This is a genomic window from Chryseobacterium indologenes (genome assembly GCF_001295265.1).
Classification (GTDB): Bacteria; Bacteroidota; Bacteroidia; order Flavobacteriales; family Weeksellaceae; genus Chryseobacterium; species Chryseobacterium indologenes_A.
The window spans coordinates 1-21,136 of sequence record NZ_LJOD01000015.1 but is presented as its reverse complement, the minus strand read 5'-3'; the positions used below and the strand labels follow the sequence as shown (position 1 = coordinate 21,136).

Below are 21,136 nucleotides of genomic sequence, written 5' to 3'. Positions count from 1 at the left end.
CCTATTTTAAATTTTAACCCCACAAAGTTTTTAGAAAGCTGATGATATTTACACCATAAAAAAACTCCGCTGAAAATCAGCGGAGCTTTATTTTTAAAGGTCCTGAACAGCTGGCTTTACTTCGTCACCGAACAATTCTATTGATTTCAGGGTGATATCATGAGCAGGATCTCCGATGTCCATATGCCCGATAAATCTTGTAATTCCGAAGAGTTCTTTCATATAAGCAATCTTATCGGCTACTTCTGCCGGGCTTCCGATAAACAATGCGCCTTCACGGCTTCTTCCGCCATCATACTGCATTTTGGTATAAGGTGCCCAGCCTCTTGATGCTCCTACCCTGTCCATCTGGGATTTATAATTATGGAAGTATCCGTCTACTACTGAGGGATCATTACTTACAAAAGTGTGGGAATGAACAGCGATCTGCATTTGTGAGACATCATGTCCTGCTTTTTTATATTCCTGCTTGTAGAATTCAATCAGGTTTCTGAACTGGGCAGGCATTCCGCCAATGATGGCCACCACCAGAGGCATTCCCATTTGTGCAGCGCTTAAAACAGACTGCGGAGTTCCTCCCACGGCTCTCCAGATGGGTATCTTTCCTCCGTTTTTTGCTCTCGGATAAACGGTCTGGTTCTGCATCGGAGCTCTGAGTTTTCCTGACCAGGTTACATTTTCTTCGGTATTGATCTTCATCAGCAGTTCCAGTTTTTCATTGAAAAGCTCTTCATAGTCATTCAGAGAATAGCCATACAGCGGAAAAGATTCAATAAAGCTTCCCCTTCCTACAAATATTTCTGCTCTTCCGTCTGATATAAGATCTAAAGTGGCAAAATCTTCATATACTTTTACCGGCTCTGAAGAACTTAATACGGTAACACCACTTGCCAGTTTTATATTCTTGGTAATGGATGCAGCAGCGGCCAGAACCATTTCCGGAGATGAAACGGCATAATCCGGACGGTGATGCTCTCCCATGGCAAAAACATCAAGTCCTACCTCATCCATCAGCTTTACCTGATCCAGGATTTCACGAATTTTGGTTCCTGCGTCTCTATATTTTCCGGTGGCCTGGTCGAAAGCCAGATCCCCGAACATTCCTATTCCTAATTCCATATTTCTGATTTTATAGATACAAAAATACAGCCGTAAAAAATGAAAAGCATTGATGTTTGTTAAGAACGGTTTTGCTGATTCACCTTTACTTGGTTATATTTGGAGAATTATCTCTTAATTTTTATCAGAATGAAATCTATCATCAGTATATTTCTGCTTCTTGTGGCCGGTATGTTCTTTTCTCAAAATAAAACAGAGATCTATGTGATCGGGAATATTCATGATAGTGTTCCTAACTACCATCCTAAAATACTGTTCGATATTCTTGAAAAAATCAAACCGGACATTATCCTTCATGAAGTGGACAGCGAAGGAATGAAAGAGTATGAAAATGGTGTTGATCTTAATGGCAATGAGATAAAAGCCAGCAATCTTTATGTAAAAAAGTATCCGAAAACCTTAAGGTTTCCTTTTGATTTTGAAGGCAGAAACCAATACAGGAAAGACCTGGGAATGGTTCCGGCTGATAATCTGGTCGTAAAGCTGATTGACAGTCTGTATAAAGCAAAAGCATTGACTACTAAGGAAGCCGGTCTCTACGAGGATTTCACCAATACCACTAAAGAATTGATGAAAACGGCAGGGTTATCTCCCGAAAACTTCAACAATGCAGGTACTGATAAAATATCGAAAAAAAGACAGAATGCCCAATATTCCGGATTAATAAAAATCAGTGACGGAAGACCGGAGTTTGCTAAAAGATGGGTAACAAAACCTGATGGCAAAAAGATCAGCTACCGGGACGGGTTTAAACTGATGGCCGGTTTCTGGGATCTCCGTAATCGGACTATGGCAAAAAATATTTATAAAGTCGCAGAAGAACATTCTCATCAAAAAATTGTCGTTCTGACAGGATTTCTGCACAGGTATTATCTGTTAAAGGAACTGAAGAAAATCAATAACGGCCGGTATGTGATCAAAGAGTTTTATGATTAATGGAAACAACAATTCAGATATAAATAAAAAATCCAGCAATTGCTGGATTTTCTGTTTTTTTTATTTCTTTAAATACTGATCAAAATAATCTGTTACCTTCTGCATGAGGTGCACCCTGTCTTTTCCTATAACGTTGTGCGGATGTCCCGGATAGACAAAATAATCCAGCTGAACACCATTGTCTACTGCAGATTTAATAAACTTCACAGAATGCTGCCAAACCACTACATCATCCTGAGCTCCGTGAATCATCAGCAGTTTTCCTTTCAGGTTCTGAACTTTATCCAGCAGATTGGCGGTTTTATATCCCTGTGGATTTTCCTGTGGAGTATCCATATATCTTTCGCCGTACATGATTTCGTACATACTCCAGTCTATCACCGGGCCTCCGGCTACCCCTACCTTAAATACTTCCGGATGACGAAGCATAAAACTTGTCGTCATAAATCCTCCGAAGCTCCACCCGTGAATTCCTAATCTCTGAGAATCTACATAAGAGAGGGACTTTAAGTAATCCACCCCTTTCATCTGGTCATTCATTTCAGTGGTTCCAAGGTTTCTGAATACAGCCTGCTCAAATTTCAGTCCGCGGTTTGCAGATCCTCTTCCATCCATCGTAAAAATTATATATCCGTTCTGTGCCATGTATTCGTACCAAAGGTTTCCGGAAGCCGGGAAAGTATTGGTTACAAGCTGTAAATGTGGTCCGTTATACAGATAAACGATTGCAGGATATTTTTTGTTCGGGTCAAAATTGGTAGGAAGGATGATTTTTCCATATAAAGGAGTTCCGTCATCTGCTTTTAATTCTACGTTTTTAATTTCCGGTCTCTGGTAATTCTTCAATGGATTTTCAGAGGTAAGGATATTAACAGATTTCAAGTTACCGGTGTTGATGATATTAGCGACTCGCGGTGAATTTGAATTGCTGTAAGCATCATATAAATAATTTCCGTCATTGCTTAAAACGCCTGTATGCATCCCCTCTGCTGTATCCAGCCTCTGCATTTTGTAATTGGTCCAGTCTATTTTATATAAATGTCTTTCTAAAGGTGTTTCTTTGGTAGAGACAAAATAAATTTCTTTTTTCTTTTCGTTAAAGCCCAGAATATCAGTTACTACCCAGTCTCCTTTAGTGATTTGAGCAACTAGTCCTTTTTCCAGACTGTAGTGAAACAGATGATTGTATCCTGTTCTCTGGCTCTGCCAGATAAAGTCTGTGTTGGAGTTCGGGAAGAAGGTGAGCGGATGCTGTGGTTCTACATATTTACTGTCTGATTCTTCAAACAAAGTTTTCACCAGTTCTCCTGTAGCAGCATCATACTGATTCATCTTCATGTGATTCTGACCTCTGTTCAGCACGCCAACAAAGATATATTTTGAATCCGGGCTCCAGGTAACAGCTGTTAAATACTGGTCTTTTTCACCTTCTATTTTTAGGAAAATGGTTGATTGACTCTTAATATTGTATACTCCCAAAGTTACCTGGTGGGAAGTCTGCCCTGCCATTGGATATTTGATATTGTGATTAACAGCCGGGGTTACAGACCAGTCGATAATCGGATAATCTGCAACCATCGTCTGATCCATTTTATAGAATGCTACACTCTCAGAGTTCGGCGCAGGGAAAATTCCGGTATCAATTCCGAATTCATTTCTGTGAACAGCCTGCCCGCTGATGATGTTTTCATTAGCTTCATTGGTTACTGCAACAGTCTTCCCGTTTTTATTGATAAATAGGTTATTCTTTGCCGTAAAAGCAAAGGTCTGCCCGTCATCAAACATTTTTATATTGGCCGCATCCTGATCTACGGTGGCCTTATTCTTTATTTTCCAGTCATTTCCTGATTTTTCAATCCAGAACATATTCCCATCTGTATTGAAGTATCCCTGCGAGCTTCCGGAAAATTTAATTGGAGGAACAGTCTTTAGCTTATCATTAGCCAATGACCCGTTCAGCTGTGTTAAAGATATCAGCGTATCCTGTTTATTGGTTTTCAGATCTGTGATCAGGTATCCGCCTTTCACAGCCCGAATGTAAGATTTTCCGTCAGCAGACCATGAAAACTGGGAAATATTTTTCACAGCAAGGTTGGTTCTCATCCCATTTACAGCCTCAGCCATTGTAAACTTTTGGGTCTGGGCAAATGCAGCATTCCCCAAAACCAGCATCAATAAAGAGAATTTATATAATTTCATTGTATAAAATTGAATCTGTCAAAAATAAGAAATAAAAATCATCCGTTAAGAAATGTTAAAATAAAACATTCATAAAATAGAATTCATGGACTGATAAAAATTATTTCTTACCTTAATAGTAGTTTTTTTTATGTACTGATATAAAATCATAATGAAGTAAAATCAAATTAAGATCACAGCAAATATGCATTTCTTATCCTATATCAATGATTTGTACCTGTTCCCTGTCCTACATTTGCATCATAGTTAACAACAAAAAAATATATTACAATGGCAACAAAATGGAACCTAGACCCAACGCATAGTGAAATTACCTTCAAAGTAAAACACATGATGATTTCTAATGTAAAAGGAAGCTTCAGAACGTTCACCGCTGAAATTGAAGCCGAAGATGATTCTTTTGCGAATGCTAAAACAACGGCTACGATCCAGACTGATTCTGTTTTCACCAATAATACAGACCGTGATAACCACTTAAAATCTGCTGAATTCTTCAACGCCGAAGTCCACCCAACCATCACTTTTGATTCTCAGACCTTAAACGATAAGGTAACAGGAAATCTTACGATTAACGGTATTACCAAACCGGTAACTCTTGATGTGGATTTCGGAGGAATTAACGTAGACCCTTGGGGAAATACTAAAGCAGGTTTTTCTTTTGAAGGAAAGATCAGCAGAAAAGATTTCGGACTTAACTGGAATGCGGCTCTTGAAGCAGGAGGTGTGATGGTAAGCGATGAAGTAAAAGTAGCCGGAGAACTACAGTTTGTAAAACAGGCATAATTTCTAACACATACAATAAAAGGTTCAGGGTTTTTCTACAGCCTTGAGCCTTTTGCTTTTCAATACATTTATATCCAATGAACCTCAACAATCTACAGCACATCAGTGAAAATTTTAAAAGTACACAGAGAATGCCCGTTTTATTTCTGGGACACGGTTCTCCCATGAATGCGATTGAAGAAAACCAGTTTGTACAAGGGTTCCGAAAGGCAGCCTCGGAAATTCCAAAACCTAATGCTATTTTGTGTATTTCTGCCCACTGGTATACCCAGGGAACTTTTGTAACCGCTATGGAAATGCCCAGAACCATTCATGATTTCGGTGGATTTCCACAAGCTTTGTTTGATGTACAGTATCCTGCACCCGGAAATCCTGAGCTGGCAAGAGAAACGGCTGAGCTTCTGGCTCCTGTTCCGGTAGGAGAAGATCACAGCTGGGGGCTTGACCACGGCGCCTGGTCGGTTATTAAGCATATGTATCCTGAGGCAGATATTCCCGTGATCCAGCTGAGCATTGATTACACAAAATCTCCCCAATATCATTTTGAACTTGCCCAAAAGCTGAGTACGCTTCGTGAAAAGGGTATCCTGATTATTGGAAGCGGCAATATTGTACATAACCTGCGCCTGATTGACTGGAGAAACATCAATACGGTAGGGGCCGGCTGGGACTGGGCTGTTGAAGCCAGAGAGAAAACAAACAACTGGCTTTTGGACGGTAATTTTCAAAATATTATTAACTATCAGGGACAAGGGATCTTTATGCAATATGCAGTACCTACACCGGATCATTATCTTCCGTTGATTTATACACTGGGCTTAAAAGATAAATCTGAGGAGCTGGCTTTATTCAATGATGAGCTGATTGGCGGATCCCTGAGCATGACCAGCGTAAGAATAGGTTAGATAGAGTATCTGGTTCAGTTTTATTTGAACTATTAAGATCCTATGAAGTTGTAAGCTGAGTACGTATTGTTCACTGGTAATTTTTTTATCACTAAAAATTTAGTAATATTGTTTTACCATGAAAAAAACTCTAATTCTATTTTTAATGCTGCTTCCTCTTTACCTGCTGACTGCACAAACAGTCCGGGGAAGTGTTGTGAGTGACAAAGGAGAACTTCTCCCAGGAGTCAATATTTACATTGACGGAACCCAAACAGGAACTGTTTCCAGAGATGATGGAAGTTTCAGTCTTTCAGTTCCGGCAGGAAATCTCGGTAATGTGGTTTTTCAGAAAGAAGAATATGAAACTTTTACTTCTCCTGTTTCCGATCTTATGAACAAGAGTCTAAAAGTGGTTCTCACCAGGACCCATGAAATTGAAGAGATCAGATTGGTTCCTTATACTGCGGAAGCGTTCAAAAAATACATCAAATATTTCCTTGACACTTTCATCGGAAGCGATCATGAAAATGTAAAGATTAAAAATCAGAATACCCTGAAGTTTTCATTTGATAAAGAAAACAAGCTGCTGAGGGTAAAAGCACCGAAAACACTGATTATTGAAAATAAAAATCTGGGTTATGAGATCCGGTACAATCTGATCTCCTACACTGCAGATTTTAATACCCGGATGATTAATTATACCGGAACGAGTTTCTTCACAGAAACCAGGAATACGGATAAGATCAAACTCAACAGGCTGAATGCTTATGACGGCAGTATGCTTCATTTTTTCAGGAGTATTTATGAGAATAAAATTTCTGAAGACAGGTTTGTCGTTAACCATGTTGTAAAAGTTCCCAATCCCCAATATCCTAATGAAGAAGAGCTTAAAACCCTGAAAGACTTCCGGGCAATGTTTAAACCTTCCGGAACATTAAAAATCCCTGATAACATCAGTGATATTATGCAAAGAAAGAATAGCCAGAAACCGTATGCCCTCGCTATTGTAAAAACACTGATTCCAGATACAGACTATGTGAAAAGAGAGAACGGACAGGTTTTCTTCAGTTTTAAAGATATGCTGCAGATAAACTATCAGAAATACTTTTATGAGCTGAAAGGAAAGCAGTTTATCAAAAGTGAATTTCCGGTTACCCTTACCTCTTATCTTCATCCTGAAGGCGAAACCTTTGAAGTTTCAAAAGAAGGAAATATCACCACTCCCGATCTGCTGATCAATGAAGGTGATTTTTCAAAGAATAAGATTGAAAATATGCTTCCACTGGATTATAAACCCGGAAATTAAAATACGTTAAAGATTGATCCATTATCAATAAAAAAACCGCAGAACGTCTCTGCGGTTCTTATTTTACGGAAGAGGAAATTTATGAAGGGCATCAATAATAAGTATTGATCTGTTTTTACAGTAGCTTTCAATAGCGATAACTAAAACTAAAAGCAACTTCCAGTCTCCTTTCCTGCATCTTCCGGCCTTTATTAGTTTCCTTAACCCAGATTCAAGTTTTATGAGTCCGTAAATTATTGTACAGCCTGTAAAACATTGATATTTCCATATCCGTAACTGGAATTTACGGAAGGATAATAGGTTGCAGACTGTCTCATCTTATTCAGAACCTGTTCTCTTGTCCATGAAGGGTTTTTAGACCATACCAATGCTGCAATTCCTGCTGTAGCCGCTGTAGCAACGGAAGATCCTCCTACGTAATCTGCCTGTGCGTTGTAATAGCTCAGAACAGGAACGGTATTCCCTGAAGCCCTTTCCATCTGGAAGGTAAAATCAATCTGGCTTCCGGAATGGCAGACATCACATTTCTGGTTGGAAGTCCCTTCCTTCACTCCTGTCACAGCCTGTACTTCGGACATGCTTGCCGGGAAAATAACGCCCACAAAATTGGTAAAGCTGGTAGAAGTTCCGCCTGCACAGAAGATAAGTTTCCCTTTGGAATAAGCATATTTCACTCCATCTTCAATTTTTCCTACTGAAAAGATGTGCCCCATTGACATGGAAATGATTTTTACGCTGGTATTATTGGCCAGTTCAGTAAATGCTGTTTTTACGCCGTTCTGTTCACTGGAGGTGTCCAGCAAAACATTAGCAGCGGCACGATAGGAAATAAGATTGGCATTATAAGCAACTCCTACAGGAAGTCCAGCATTATTCTTTGGCGCAGCCATTACTGAAGCCATTTTTGTTCCGTGCCCGCACTGATCGTTAGGTCCGTCCGTACTGGATCCGTTCACATAAACTCCATTTTTTGTAATGGTTCTTCCGGATGAAGCTCCACTGTTGAAACTGCTTCCTAAAAGGCTTTGCTGTGATGAAACTCCTGTATCAACAAGGCCTATTGTAATTCCCGCACCTGTACTATAATTCCATGCACCCGGAATATTATGCTTAGTAAATGCCCATGGGATTTTTGCGTTAGGTGTAGTAGACGTGTAATCTGCAGCGTTCAGGGCAGTAGATTCAAATCCGCATCCTGATGATGATCCGCTGGATTTTGCTGCGGTATCGGTTTCATAGTCAAAATACCGATAATCGCCGGGCTCTACATACCGTATTGTTTTCATCTGGCGGAGGGCGGTTAGGGTTTCCTCCTTTTCAATCAGAACATCAATCTGATTGAGATATTTGTCTGAAGAAATCAAAGCATTTCCTCTTTCTTTTCCTTCTGACTTTCTGATGACATTTAAAATCTCATCTTCCATTTCTCTGCTATTCGCAGAAAGACCTCTGTCGAAATCTTCTTCTGAAGTTCCGAAACCGATAGAAACCATTTTGTTTCCACGAAAAACAGCACTCCATAATACATGATCAGAAGCATCTTTCCAATTAAAACTTCCGGTATTCTTAATGGAGTTTTTGATTTCTTCATTGATCTGTTTTGCCGTTAAAGGATCTTTCTGAACGGTTTCAATTTTTGAGCCTTCACTCGGCAGTTCATCCGTATTACACGAGTTTAGAACAAAAAATAAAGGCAAAAGGTAAAACACACTTTTTTTCATAGGGTAATATTTTGATTTGAATCCTAATATAACACTTTAAAGTGAATTACAAATGTATAGAAAATGAAATTAGTATTACAGGAATATTAATCTCATTCGTTTCTGCTATTTACAATACTTTTTCATAGCACACACTTTTATCAATGCCTACATACGGCTCATAATTAGGAATCCTGTAAAACCCGCTTTTCTCATATACGGAAAGTGCTTCATTCTGTTCCGCTGAAGTCTCCAGAACCGCTTTTTTAAAACCTGATTCTTTCGCCCAGATTTCCAGCTCCTGTACAAGAGCTGTAGCCAGGCCTCTTTTTCTGAATTCCGGACTGGTATACATTCTTTTGATCTCTACGGTTTCATCAGAAATTTGCTTGAATGCTCCGCAGGCTGCCGGGGTTCCGTCTATATAAGCAACCAGACAGTTCCTGATCATATCAATTTTGTTAAACTGATCAAAAAATCCATGATCATCCCCGTTACGAACAGCAAGATCCGCATCAAGACATTTGACTAAATTCTGAAAATCTGTTTCAGAGGAATCTGTTCTTTTAATGTTCATCATAAAATGTTAAAAATTTATTGTATTAAATATAAAAGCTTCCCCATATGAGGAAGCCTGAATTTTATTTCTTTTTAGAGCCTGCCGGAGGTGGCGGGCTTGTATAGCTTTTTTCTCCGTCAAGTTTTTCCATAACTCTTTCTGCAACTTCTCTGCCCATTTTTCCGCCTGCTTCCATGCTTTCCTGTAAGATGGATGGCATCACGGAAATGGTTTTCTGCCCTACAGGAGATTTGTAGAACCTGATCATCTCGTCAATGTCTGATTCTGTATAATATTTGGCATATATTGGAACATACAGCTGTATCATTTTATCGGCAGTAAATTCTTTGGCAAACTCATCCCAGAATTCATCAGGAATATTGGGTGCGCTTTTTTTAAACTGATCCATATAGGTCTGCATAGAGGAAATGGCAAGTTTATCAGCACCGGTAATTTTTATAAATTCCCTGATCTTCGCTTCTGAAGCCTGAGAAAATACCAATGTTCCTATGAAAAGACTTAAAACGGTTATTATTTTTTTCATAGAATTAAACTTCAACAATAAATTTTCTTTCATTGATGAGCTCTGCTATGGCCAGCATATCCTGTCCGATCAGCCTGTCATCTTCAAGTTTTTTAACTTTAGAACGCAGAACAGCAAAGTTTTCTTCAATAATTTTTGAGCATTTGGAAGGTCTCCGGAATTCCAGGCCTTGTGCAGCAAACATTAATTCTACAGCCAGGATATTCACCAGATTTCCAAGAACCTGATTGAATTTTCTTCCTGAAATACTTCCCATTGACACATGGTCTTCCTGTCCTAAACTTGTCGGAATAGAATCTGCGGAAGCGGGGAAACAAAGGGTTTTATTTTCTGTAACCAAAGCAGCGGAAGTATATTGCGGAATCATAAATCCTGAGTTTAAGCCTGAGCTTTCGGTAAGCAGTCTCGGAAGCCCGTATTTCCCTTCCAATAACAGATAGCTTCTTCTGTCTGAAATATTTCCTAGTTCAGCCGCAGCAAGAGTTGCATAATCCAGAGGCAATGCCATCAGCTGCCCATGGAAGTTCCCTCCTGAAATAGACTCTTCGGCACTTAACACAATTGGATTATCGGTGACTGAGTTCAGCTCTGTTTCGGCCATATTCTTAAGATGTTCAAATGCATTTCTGCTGGCTCCGTGAACCTGTGGCACACATCTCATGGAATAAGGATCCTGAACTCTTTCGCAGTCTTCATGAGCCTTCATATTTTCAGAACCTTTCAGGAATTTAAGCATTCTTGCAGCTACTTTTTTACTTCCCTCGAAAGGTCTTATGTCGTGAAGTTCTTTTTTAAACGGGCTGGCAGAACCTCTGTACGCTTCAATACTCATGGCAGCTGTCATATCGGCAAGGTTTAATAGGTACTCAAATTTTTCAAGTCCTTTAATCGCATGCGCCAGGATAAACTGTGTCCCATTGATCAGTCCCAGTCCTTCCTTTGGGCCTAAAACCAATGGATCTAATCCGTGCTTTTCTAAAACTTCCATGGTATCTGAAACTTTATCTCCTTCCCAAACCTGTCCAAGTCCTAATAAAGGCAGCACCAGGTGAGCAAGAGGGGCAAGGTCTCCGGATGCTCCTACCGATCCCTGTTCAGGAACTACCGGAATAATATCCTTTTCGAGCATCAGAATCATTCTTTCAATGACCTCCAGAGAAACTCCGGAAAATCCTTTAGACAGCGCATGAACTTTCGCGATCATCATGATCTTGGAATATTCCTTTTCTATTGGTTTTCCTACTCCTACTGCGTGAGAGATAATCAGGTTATACTGCAGCTGAGCAGTTTCATCTGCTGAAATTTTCGTATCACAAAGTGGTCCGAAACCAGTGTTGATTCCGTATACACACTGATCTGACTCTACAATTTTCTGAACGTTTTTCTGAGATTTTAATATCTGTTCTTTTGCTGCTTTATTCAGCTTAGCTTTATTAGGTTTTTTACATATTTCCAGAACATCATGGAAAGTGAAAACATCTACACCGTATATCATTTCTAAAAAATTTCCTTAAAATTACGCATTTAACAATAATTGGAAAAGCTAAATTTCAAGGTCTTAGATTTTCATGAAGATAAGTCATTTAATTTGCTATTTTTACCGCCGAATAAAAATAATAACCTATGAAATTTAAAATTCTGCTCCTGGCTTTATGCCTGACAGGTACAGCCACATTTGCCCAAAAAGTAAAGTATTCTAAAGAGGAGATCAAAAAAATGGAGACATACCTTTTCAACGAAGGTTTTAATGCCCCTTCTCCCAAGAAAACATCTACGCTCATTTTAAAAGACGGAACTACCCATAAAGGGTTCTGCGGCAGAATTGAGACCAAAAAAGGACAGATTTATGAAGTTTCCATCAAAGACAGCATTACTAAAAAAAGCAGTAATTTCAATGCAGATCAGATCAGCGAAATGTACGTTTATCCCAGCAACGCTGAAAAAATAGCTAAAGTAGCTAAATACATGGGAAATATCCGAAATTTCGGCACTAAGAAACTAACTAAGAATACAACCGGAGACAGAATACATTTTGTGAATCAGACTGTTTCCCTGAAGAATAAGAAAGATGACAAGGAATTCCTGATGCAGCTGATTAATCCTGAATTCAGTGATATTATTTCTGTATATCATGATCCCAGAGCTAAAGAAACGGCAGGCTTTTCAGTGATGGGTTCTCCACAGCTTGGCGGCGGGGTCATCAAATCCTATTATGTAAAAAAAGGAGACAAGGTAATGTGGCTTCATAAGGATGATTTTGAGGACCATTACGACTTTCTTTTCGGGGACAATGCTGAATTTATGAAAAAATATCCGAAAAAATCTGTTGAATGGGACCATTTCAGTTTTCTGGTAAGCGAATATACCCATCTGAGCAACGGATAAATTTCAAAACCAAGGATGAAAACTGCAGAAATACCCTGCAGTTTTTTGTTCTTTTAAATCCCGGAATGATTCCGTAATTTTGTTATATGAATCCTTCTTTAGAATTACAGCTCAAAACTTTACCCTCAGAACCCGGCGTTTATCGTTATTACGACAAAAACGATCAGCTGCTGTATGTAGGAAAGGCCAAAAACCTGAAGAAGAGGGTTCTCTCCTACTTCAACAAGAATTTGTCCGGCTACCGCATCAAAATCATGGTGGGGAAGATCGTCCGTCTGGAGACGACTATCGTTAACAGCGAGTATGATGCTCTTTTACTGGAAAACAACCTGATCAAGGAACATAAGCCTTTTTATAACGTCATGTTGAAGGATGATAAAACGTATCCCTGGATCTGTATCAAGAATGAAGATTTTCCAAGAATTTTTCTGACCCGGAATATCATTAAAGATGGTTCGGAATATTTCGGCCCTTATGCGAAGGTGCGCCCTGCAAAGATTTTACTGGACACCATTAAACATATTTATAAGCTCAGAACCTGTAACCTGAATCTTTCTCCCGCCAAAATTGCTGAGGGAAAATATAAGGTATGTCTGGAATATCACATTAAAAACTGTGAAGGTCCTTGTGAAGATCTTGAAAGTAAAGAGGAATATGATGAAAAGATTGATGCCATCCGCGATATTATCAAAGGGGATTTCCGGAAGGCGAAAGACTATCTGGTTAACCAGATGATGAAACTGGCAACTGATCTAAAATTTGAGGAAGCCCAGATTATTAAGGAAAGGCTGGATATTCTTGAGGATTATCAGGCAAAAAATACAGTAGTCAATCCGAATATTGATGACGTGGATGTTTTCGGAATGACCAGTGATGAAACGGCAGCCTACGTAAATTTCTTTAAGATCAGAAACGGAAATATCATCCAGAGTTTTACAACAGAAATCAAGAAAATTATTGAGGAAACAGATGAAGATATTCTGGAAGAAGCCCTGATTGAGATCCGCCAGAAGTTTGGTTCTGACTCTAAGGAGGTATTGCTTCCCTTTCACCTGTCTGTTGAGATTCCGAATGTGAAGCTTATTGTTCCAAAAGTTGGAGATAAAAAAAGAATTGTAGAGCTTTCTGAAAAGAATGCTAAAGAATACCGCCTGGAAAAACTGAAGCAGGTACAAATTGTAGATCCGGAAAGGCATACGAACAGAATTATGGCTGAAATGCAGAAGTTGTTGAGAATGCCTGTTGAACCAAGACATATTGAAGGATTTGACAACTCCAATATTCAGGGAACAAATCCTGTTTCAGCCTGTGTGGTTTTTAAAGATGGCAGACCAAGCAAAGCAGATTACAGAATCTTTCATCCCAAAACGGTAGAAGGGCCCAATGATTTCGCTACGATGGAAGAAGTGATCTACCGCCGCTACAAAAGAATGCTGGATGAAGGGGAAAGCCTCCCACAGCTGATTCTTATCGACGGTGGGAAAGGCCAGCTTTCTTCTGCAGTGAAAAGTTTGAGGCTATTAGGCCTTTACGGGAAGATTACCATTGTTGGGATTGCTAAAAGGCTTGAAGAGATTTTCTTTCCTGAAGATCCTATACCTTTATATCTGGATAAAAAATCTGAAACGCTGAAAATTTTGCAGAGGGTTCGTGATGAAGCTCACCGTTTTGGGGTAAAACACCATAGAACACGAAGAAAAAATTCCACAATAAAATCTGAGCTGGAAGAAATTCCTGGCGTGGGTGAGAAAACCATTGAACTTCTTCTTTCAAGGCTGAAATCAGTAAAACGAATCAAAGAATCAAGCCTGGAAACTCTGGAAGAAATTCTGGGGAAAAGCAAAGCAAAAATGATTTGGGAATTTTTTAATTCTAACTGATAAGAATTAAAACATTTTATTACATTTGTAAAAAACTAGTTCCTATGAAAAAATACACTGTTCTTATTTTATTAGCAGCTACCGGTGCTGTACAGGCTCAGGCCATATTGAATTTCACTAGAAATAAAGAAACTTCACTTCAGTTCACGAAAACAGCCAGTGCTGATGAATTTTTAAATTATTCGGAAATCACGGGAAGTCCATATTACAATCAAGACTTTTCAATTGCAAAAGCAACCTGCTGCAGCGAAAAAACTCCGATGAGATATGATGAATATGCTGATCAGATTGAGTATCAGAAAGACGGAACCGTTTATATTCTGGAAAAAGGGCTGCCTTACTCAAAAATTGAATTTTTAGACTCTAAATTTACCCTTGTTCTGGGTACCGTTGATGATAAGCCGGAATATTTTATTGAGCTGGCTGACGGCAAAAATTCTTTATTGAAAAAGGTTTCAAAAAAAATAGAAACGGTTGCCGGTAAAAAGGTAATCTTTGAGAAAAAGCCTACAAGTACTAGTGTCTTTAAAGAAAATGTCCCAAGATATTTCATCAAAACAGAAAAGGATGTATATCAGCTCATCAAAGGTAAAAGTGATATTCTCAGTCTGTATCCTGAAAAATCTGCTGAATTAACAACATTTATTAATTCGAATAAAATTAAGTTTAACAAAGAAGAAGACTTGGTTAAAGTTGTCAATTTCATTAACAAAAGTTAATAAAAACGTAAACCATAAATCTTAAAGAAAAGAATAATTTACCAGACTCTATTTTTTATAAAATAGGGCTAAATTAGTTGTGAGATTTTTATTACTTTTATGCAAATAATTTTCATGAAAAATCTTACAACAATTCTGCTGTGTGCTCTTTCCTCAATTAGTGTTTATTCACAGGAAACTTCATATCAAATGACAACAACGTCAACAAAGGAAGAATTTTTAAAATATTCTGAAATCAACGGTTCACCTTATTTAGATGCTGATTTTAAGCTTGCCAAAGCAACGTGCTGTAATGAAACATTACCTATGCGCTATAATACTTACGCTGATGAAATTGAGTATAAAAAAGATGGAATGGTGTATATTCTACAAAAGGGGCTGCCTTACTCTAAAATTCAATTTTCAGATTCTAAGCAGACCATTGTTCTTGAAACCGTTAATAATACCCCAGAATACTTCATTTTATCAGCAGATGGAAAAAACCAGCTGTTAAAAAAGGTGTCATCAAAAATTCAAAAGCCTCTTCAAACGACCAAGAAGCCTGCATCTTTTGTGGAAAAGGATGATAAGTCAAGCTTTATCAAAAATGATCCTGTTTATTATATCAAAACAGAGAAAAACCTTTATAAAGCTATTAAAAGCAAAAAAGATGTTCTGGATTTATATCCTGACAAGGTTAATGAGCTCGACAAGTTTTTTGATATTAACAGAATAAAATTCAATAAGGAAGAAAGCCTGGTTAAACTCGTTTCTTTTCTGAATCAATAACAAAAAATAAAGGTTTCCTCAAATGGGAAACCTTATTTTTTGGGGTAAATAGGATTTATTCTTTTCCTGAAAAAATTTCTTTAGAAAATGATCCGTCAGATTGAGGAATATCAATCACTATATCTCCATTCTCAAAATATCCGATGGTAAACTTTCCATCAGCCAGTTTTACTCTGAAGACATCTTTTTTAGAGGTAAGTCCAAAAGTTGCATATGGCGCTGTACCCGCAGCATCAACCAGAATAAACTGATTGGTATCAATCTGTATCTTCTGAAGGTTCATCTTGCCATTTACATATTTTTTCACTCTGTTTTCGGTACTCTGTGAGTTTTCTTTCACTTCACCTGTATTATTTTTAGGCTCAGGTTTGTTATCTGTAGGCATTGATGCCGGAATATTCACGAGTGCCTGTTTTAAAGCATCCTGAAATCCTTCTTCAAATTCTTTTATATTTGAGCTTCCTTTAGAGGTGAATATAATTTTATCATTACAATCTTTAAATTCCAGCTTTATTCTATTTCTGAGAAAATTACTATCATTAATAAGATTGGCGAAAACTGCATTGCAGGACTTTCCTTTAATTTCTGATGGCCATTGCTCTTTGTCACCTTGAATGATAACATATTTCTTACTTTTCAGAGCGTTAATTAAAGCGGCATCTAAACCGTAAGATTCTTTTTCAAAATCTTTAAATTTACTTGGAATGGAAATATATTTATAATCGGAAACCTTCTGTCCGAAAACAGCAGTTACCAAAAAAACGGATACCAGTAGTGATATTTTTTTCATTGATTCTTTAATTGTATTTCAAAGTTAATCATTTCTGAATTCTCCCATATCTAATTTCAGCGAGAAGAAATTAGAATAAAAATTAGACCCTCCTATTCCTGAATTGGTAATGGCGTAATCCAGAGTAAGACCTCTGTATCTGATCCCGATACCCGCACTTGGCTGGAAAGATACTTTTCTTTTAAGATCTTCAATATCTGTGATCGACTGAAATCTGTTAACTCCTAACCGGACAAAGATCATTTTCTGATAGCCCAATTCAGCTCCGGCATAAGGTGTAATACTCGCAAAATCTGTAGAAACAAGAGCTGCCGTTTTAGCAAAATCTACATTAATACCGGCTTCCGGCAGAACATATACACTGCTGTTGATATTGAACATCTTACTTGCTCCCACATTAAGCTTAGGCATGGTAAGCTCCATCTTATCTTTTGGTGCCGGGTTAAATTCCTCACCATTCACCACGGTTGAAAGTTTCTCCTGATTGATGCTCCAAAAGTTCACTGTAGTGGTTCCATCCCGAAGCATTCCTCCGAATCTCCAGCCGTTATCTGCTTTGTAAATAGCTCCGATATCAAAACCAAACCCGTAGCCATTTGCAAATTTACCTACATTTCTATAGACAATTTTAGCATTCACCCCTACATCCAGCTTGGTATTTCCTCCCGGATTAAATGCATAGGAAAGAATTGCAGCATAATCAGACTGAGAGAACTTTGTAATTTTATCATAATCAATATTCCCTTCTGAATCAATCATCTGCGTTGTATTCAGGATATTATCTACTCCAAGCCTTACTACAGAAACTCCGAAAACACCTTCTTCAAGTACTTTTGCATAGGCCAGGTAATCATATTTTGCGATAGATTCAAAATATTCTGCGTGCATTGCTGCTCCCTGCCAGTCTTTTTCTATAGCCATTAAACCTGCGGGATTCCACATAGGAGAATACACATCATCCTGATTGGAAATAACAGCTCCTCCCATTGCCAGTCCTCTGGCACCAGCTCCGATATTTAAAAATTCATTGGAATATTTTCTGATAATCTGAGATTGAGACAGCCCAAACAGCAGTGAAAATGCAAGTAAAAAATATTTTTTCATCATATAAATTTGATGCTAGTTAAAGTTTTTTTGTTTTATAGCTTTTTATAACCCCATTGGCAATGATAGCCAGAATCATAACTGCTGAAGCTATGTAAAACACAGAACTCATTTGTTCTGATTCTCCAAAGATAAAAAAAGCTAGTATAATTCCGTAGACAGGTTCCAAATTAACTGTTAAAATTAGTGTAAAAGGCGATATATACTTCATCAGCTTCACAGATTCAAGCATCGGAAAAGCCGTAAAAACACTGGCCAACAAGCATATTAACGCCAAATCGCGGTAATTTATTTCATTGATTTCAAAAATCTGTCCTGTGGCTAAATAGAATAACATTAAAATAAACCATCCGCAAAATATTTCATAAAATATAATGTTATCCGAACTTGTTTTTCCAAACATTTTCCCGTTAAAAACAGAAAAGACAGTTCCAAAAACCGCACAAAGAATACCATAGAAAATGCCTTCCTTATACTGAAACTCTGTCTTAAAAATAAGCAATATACAGGCTACAATCACAATTCCCATAATCACTTCGGATACATCAACCTTTCTTTTAAAAATAATAGGCTCCAGTACAGAAGCAAAGAGAGTTGATAAGGAGAGGCAGCTCAAAGCTATAGATACATTGGAAATTTTAATAGAATAAAAAAAGCAATACCAATGCAAAGCCATCGCAAAGCCAATAGCAGCCAGCTGAAAAAATATTTTTTTAGAGACCCTGATGCTTTCCTTTTTAAAAAACCTGATGAAGACAAATAGAAAAACAGCGGCAAACAGCATCCGGTAAAATACCAGAACCTGAGCATTGGCATGAATCAGTTTTCCTAGAATTGCAGTGAACCCCCACAAAAAAACAATCAAATGCAATCTGAAAAGTGCTAATTTATGCATTTTATACTTCTTATAAATTTTTAACATACAAATTTACAAATAGCTTTCACAATAATTAGCAAAAAGGTAAATTAAAGTCAGAGAAAAAGTATAGAATGTAAAAATAAGTTCATTTTTACCTAATTGCATGTAACAAAAAAACCCTGAAAATTTGTTCAACTTTCAGGGCCTTCAAATAATAAACTATTAAAAAAATAAACTAGGAACTTAGAGTATTTAACAGGGAAGATCTTCCCTTTTACTCTGATGTAAAGTTAGAAAAAATATAAGTCATTTAAAAATGTTTTTTTGTTAAAAAATTCACAATTTTCTGAGAACCAATATATTAAACACACGTTTACTTCAATTTATATTCTTTATAAAAAAATGTATCTTTAGGCGTAAAAAATTGAAGTTTATGGACATTGAATTTAACAAACGGGAAGATCAAAATAGATTAAAATTATCTGAGATCAATCAATTACTCGCTGAAATAAAAAAAGGAGGTGGAGAAAAAAGACTCCAGAAGCTTCGTGAGGAAGGAAAAATGACAGCAAGAGAGAGAATTGAGTATCTTCTTGACAAAGGTTCAGATTCCATAGAAATAGGCGCATTTGCCGGCTATGAAATGTATAAAGAGCATGGAGGATGTCCTAGCGGCGGTGTTGTAGTAGTAATGGGATATGTTTCCGGCAGACAGTGCCTTGTTGTAGCCAATGATGCTTCTGTAAAGGCAGGTGCATGGTTTCCTATTACCGGGAAAAAAAATCTGAGAGCTCAGGAAATTGCTATGGAAAACAGACTTCCTATTATTTATCTGGTAGACTCTGCAGGAGTTTATCTGCCAATGCAGGATGAGATCTTTCCGGATAAGGAACACTTTGGACGTATTTTCAGAAATAATGCGAAAATGAGCTCTATGGGAATTATCCAGATCTCCGCAGTAATGGGAAGCTGTGTTGCAGGCGGTGCATATCTGCCTATTATGAGCGATGAAGCAATGATTGTTGATAAAACCGGTTCTATTTTCCTTGCAGGAAGCTACCTCGTAAAAGCAGCTATCGGAGAAAGTATTGACAATGAAACCCTTGGCGGGGCTACTACCCATTGTTCGATTTCCGGAGTAACAGATTATAAGGCAAAAGACGATAAAGATGCCTTAGACAGGATTAAAAATATAATGAAATCTGTTGGAAGTACTGAAAAGGCAGGTTTTGACAGAATAGAAAGTTTCCCGCCAAAAGAAAATCCGGATCATATTTTTGGGATCATTCCTGTATCCAGAGCAGAGCAATATGACACTTATGACATTATAAAATGTCTTGTTGACAACTCGGAATATGAAGAATATAAGCCAGATTACGGAAAAAGTATTATCTGTGCAACAGCCCGAGTGGATGGCTGGTCTGTAGGCATTGTTGCCAACCAGAGAAAACTGGTAAAAAGCGGTAAAGGCGAAATGCAGTTCGGAGGTGTTATTTACTCTGATTCTGCAGATAAAGCAACCCGGTTTATAGCCAACTGCAATCAGAGAAAAATACCACTAATCTTCTTACAGGATGTTACAGGGTTTATGGTAGGTTCAAAATCTGAACACGGGGGTATTATCAAAGACGGAGCAAAAATGGTAAATGCTGTTTCCAATTCAGTGGTACCTAAATTCACAATCATTACAGGCAACTCTTATGGAGCCGGAAATTATGCCATGTGCGGCAAAGCTTATGACCCAAGGCTTATTGTTGCATGGCCATGGGCTGATCTTGCTGTAATGGGAGGGGCTCAGGCTGCAAAGGTTTTGGCTCAGATACAGGAATCAACACTAAAAAAACAAGGCAAAGAAATATCAGAAGAGGAGCATCAGGAAATTCTGGAGACTATTACAAAAAAATATCAAAAACAGACTGAAGCAACCTATGCAGCAGCCAGACTTTGGACAGATGCTATTATCAACCCTACAGATACCAGAAAATGGATTTCTATGGGTATTGAAGCAGCTAACCACGCCCCAATTACGGAAAAATTTAATCTAGGAGTTATACAAGTATAAAAATATTCGTTTTAATAGAATAAATTGTTTATATTTTTAATAAAAAACAATAGCATTACGATAAATAATTCATAATGCTATTTTTTTATTAATCTTATAACCCAACCATTTTATTATGAAATATGATTTAACTCTAGTTCTATTAATAGTTTTCAGGATCTAAAAGAAGCGTCATTGCCTGGCAGAGTGTTCTCTTTTGACTATCAAAGGTTCAAGAAACAGTTTCAGGAAAACCAAAAAATTTCACGGTTTTTTCAAGCCTTCCTAATGAAAATAGGAAAAATATAAAGCATTCTTTAGCGGAAAACAATCTTACCAGCCAGAGACTTGATCCAATTCTTACCTTTGACGGTATAAGTGAAGATAGGGCATCCTCATTAAAACTTTCTGTATTCAAAGATCATTTCAAGGCTATTATTAAAAACAATACCTTAATTCATCATTGGTGTATAAATCAAAAAAAAAGTCTCACACATTGCTGTATGAGACTTTCTAATAATATAAAAACTGGCGGCGGCCTACTCTCCCGCTTGTCG

General features: G+C 37.8%; 18 protein-coding genes. 9 read left to right on the top strand and 9 right to left on the bottom strand.

Annotated elements, in window-relative coordinates:
• Nucleotides 1-93: 93 nt before the first annotated feature.
• Nucleotides 94-1,119 (bottom strand): LLM class flavin-dependent oxidoreductase, encoded by a 1,026-nt coding sequence (locus tag AOB46_RS18210; protein WP_062702041.1) that lies wholly within the window; start codon nt 1,117-1,119, stop codon nt 94-96.
• Nucleotides 1,120-1,248: 129 nt separating this feature from the next.
• On the opposite strand from AOB46_RS18210, the gene AOB46_RS18205 reads away from it, so the two are divergent.
• Entirely contained in the window at nt 1,249-2,055 is an 807-nt protein-coding gene (locus tag AOB46_RS18205; protein ID WP_062702039.1) for a hypothetical protein, read from the top strand.
• A 60-nt stretch (nt 2,056-2,115) separates the two neighbouring features.
• Here the strand turns inward: AOB46_RS18205 and AOB46_RS18200 are convergent, their stop codons facing one another.
• Entirely contained in the window at nt 2,116-4,254 is a 2,139-nt protein-coding gene (locus tag AOB46_RS18200) for a S9 family peptidase (protein WP_062702037.1), read from the bottom strand.
• A 270-nt stretch (nt 4,255-4,524) separates the two neighbouring features.
• On the opposite strand from AOB46_RS18200, the gene AOB46_RS18195 reads away from it, so the two are divergent.
• The 3 genes from AOB46_RS18195 (at nt 4,525) to AOB46_RS18185 (ending at nt 7,230) form a co-directional block, all read left to right on the top strand.
• Entirely contained in the window at nt 4,525-5,037 is a 513-nt protein-coding gene (locus AOB46_RS18195) for a YceI family protein (protein WP_062702035.1), read from the top strand.
• A 77-nt stretch (nt 5,038-5,114) separates the two neighbouring features.
• On the top strand, nt 5,115-5,942 hold the full coding sequence (ygiD, locus tag AOB46_RS18190) for a 4,5-DOPA dioxygenase extradiol (RefSeq protein ID WP_062702033.1): 828 nt from the start codon (nt 5,115-5,117) through the stop codon (nt 5,940-5,942).
• Between the two features lie 118 nt (nt 5,943-6,060).
• Nucleotides 6,061-7,230 carry a carboxypeptidase-like regulatory domain-containing protein gene (locus AOB46_RS18185; protein ID WP_082377236.1) on the top strand — a complete coding sequence of 390 codons (1,170 nt, stop codon included), beginning with the start codon at nt 6,061-6,063 and terminating at the stop codon, nt 7,228-7,230.
• A gap of 233 nt (nt 7,231-7,463) precedes the next feature.
• Here the strand turns inward: AOB46_RS18185 and AOB46_RS18180 are convergent, their stop codons facing one another.
• The 4 genes from AOB46_RS18180 to hutH form a co-directional block, all read right to left on the bottom strand.
• A complete protein-coding gene (locus tag AOB46_RS18180) occupies nt 7,464-8,951 on the bottom strand; it encodes a S8 family peptidase (protein WP_062702029.1) in 1,488 nt (495 codons plus the stop codon).
• Nucleotides 8,952-9,060: 109 nt separating this feature from the next.
• Complete coding sequence (locus AOB46_RS18175; protein ID WP_316934407.1) at nt 9,061-9,510, bottom strand: GNAT family N-acetyltransferase; 450 nt, start codon at nt 9,508-9,510, stop codon at nt 9,061-9,063.
• Between the two features lie 61 nt (nt 9,511-9,571).
• Nucleotides 9,572-10,033 carry a DUF2059 domain-containing protein gene (locus tag AOB46_RS18170; protein WP_157845082.1) on the bottom strand — a complete coding sequence of 154 codons (462 nt, stop codon included), beginning with the start codon at nt 10,031-10,033 and terminating at the stop codon, nt 9,572-9,574.
• A gap of 4 nt (nt 10,034-10,037) precedes the next feature.
• A complete protein-coding gene (hutH, locus tag AOB46_RS18165) occupies nt 10,038-11,528 on the bottom strand; it encodes a histidine ammonia-lyase (RefSeq protein WP_062702024.1) in 1,491 nt (496 codons plus the stop codon).
• Between the two features lie 128 nt (nt 11,529-11,656).
• Between hutH and AOB46_RS18160 the strand changes: the two genes are divergently transcribed.
• The 4 genes from AOB46_RS18160 (at nt 11,657) to AOB46_RS18145 (ending at nt 15,785) form a co-directional block, all read left to right on the top strand.
• Nucleotides 11,657-12,418, top strand: a complete 762-nt coding sequence (locus tag AOB46_RS18160) for a hypothetical protein (protein ID WP_062702022.1) — start codon at nt 11,657-11,659, stop codon at nt 12,416-12,418.
• A gap of 86 nt (nt 12,419-12,504) precedes the next feature.
• Nucleotides 12,505-14,298, top strand: coding sequence for an excinuclease ABC subunit UvrC (gene uvrC, locus AOB46_RS18155; RefSeq protein ID WP_062702020.1), 1,794 nt, complete (start codon nt 12,505-12,507; stop codon nt 14,296-14,298).
• Between the two features lie 44 nt (nt 14,299-14,342).
• Entirely contained in the window at nt 14,343-15,017 is a 675-nt protein-coding gene (locus AOB46_RS18150) for a hypothetical protein (protein ID WP_062702018.1), read from the top strand.
• Nucleotides 15,018-15,131: 114 nt separating this feature from the next.
• A complete protein-coding gene (locus tag AOB46_RS18145) occupies nt 15,132-15,785 on the top strand; it encodes a hypothetical protein (RefSeq protein ID WP_062702016.1) in 654 nt (217 codons plus the stop codon).
• A 55-nt stretch (nt 15,786-15,840) separates the two neighbouring features.
• Here the strand turns inward: AOB46_RS18145 and AOB46_RS18140 are convergent, their stop codons facing one another.
• Genes AOB46_RS18140 through AOB46_RS18130 form a run of 3 tightly spaced genes read right to left on the bottom strand, consistent with a single transcriptional unit; the run spans nt 15,841 to nt 18,574 of the window.
• Nucleotides 15,841-16,575, bottom strand: a complete 735-nt coding sequence (locus tag AOB46_RS18140; protein WP_062702014.1) for a hypothetical protein — start codon at nt 16,573-16,575, stop codon at nt 15,841-15,843.
• Between the two features lie 24 nt (nt 16,576-16,599).
• Nucleotides 16,600-17,682, bottom strand: a complete 1,083-nt coding sequence (locus AOB46_RS18135; protein ID WP_062702013.1) for a PorV/PorQ family protein — start codon at nt 17,680-17,682, stop codon at nt 16,600-16,602.
• A gap of 16 nt (nt 17,683-17,698) precedes the next feature.
• Nucleotides 17,699-18,574 (bottom strand): DMT family transporter, encoded by an 876-nt coding sequence (locus AOB46_RS18130; protein ID WP_062702238.1) that lies wholly within the window; start codon nt 18,572-18,574, stop codon nt 17,699-17,701.
• Between the two features lie 397 nt (nt 18,575-18,971).
• Here AOB46_RS18130 and AOB46_RS18125 point away from each other — a divergent pair, with 397 nt between their 5' ends.
• Nucleotides 18,972-20,600: an acyl-CoA carboxylase subunit beta gene (locus tag AOB46_RS18125; RefSeq protein ID WP_062702011.1), complete on the top strand. Its 1,629-nt coding sequence runs from the start codon at nt 18,972-18,974 to the stop codon at nt 20,598-20,600.
• Nucleotides 20,601-21,136 lie beyond the last annotated feature (536 nt).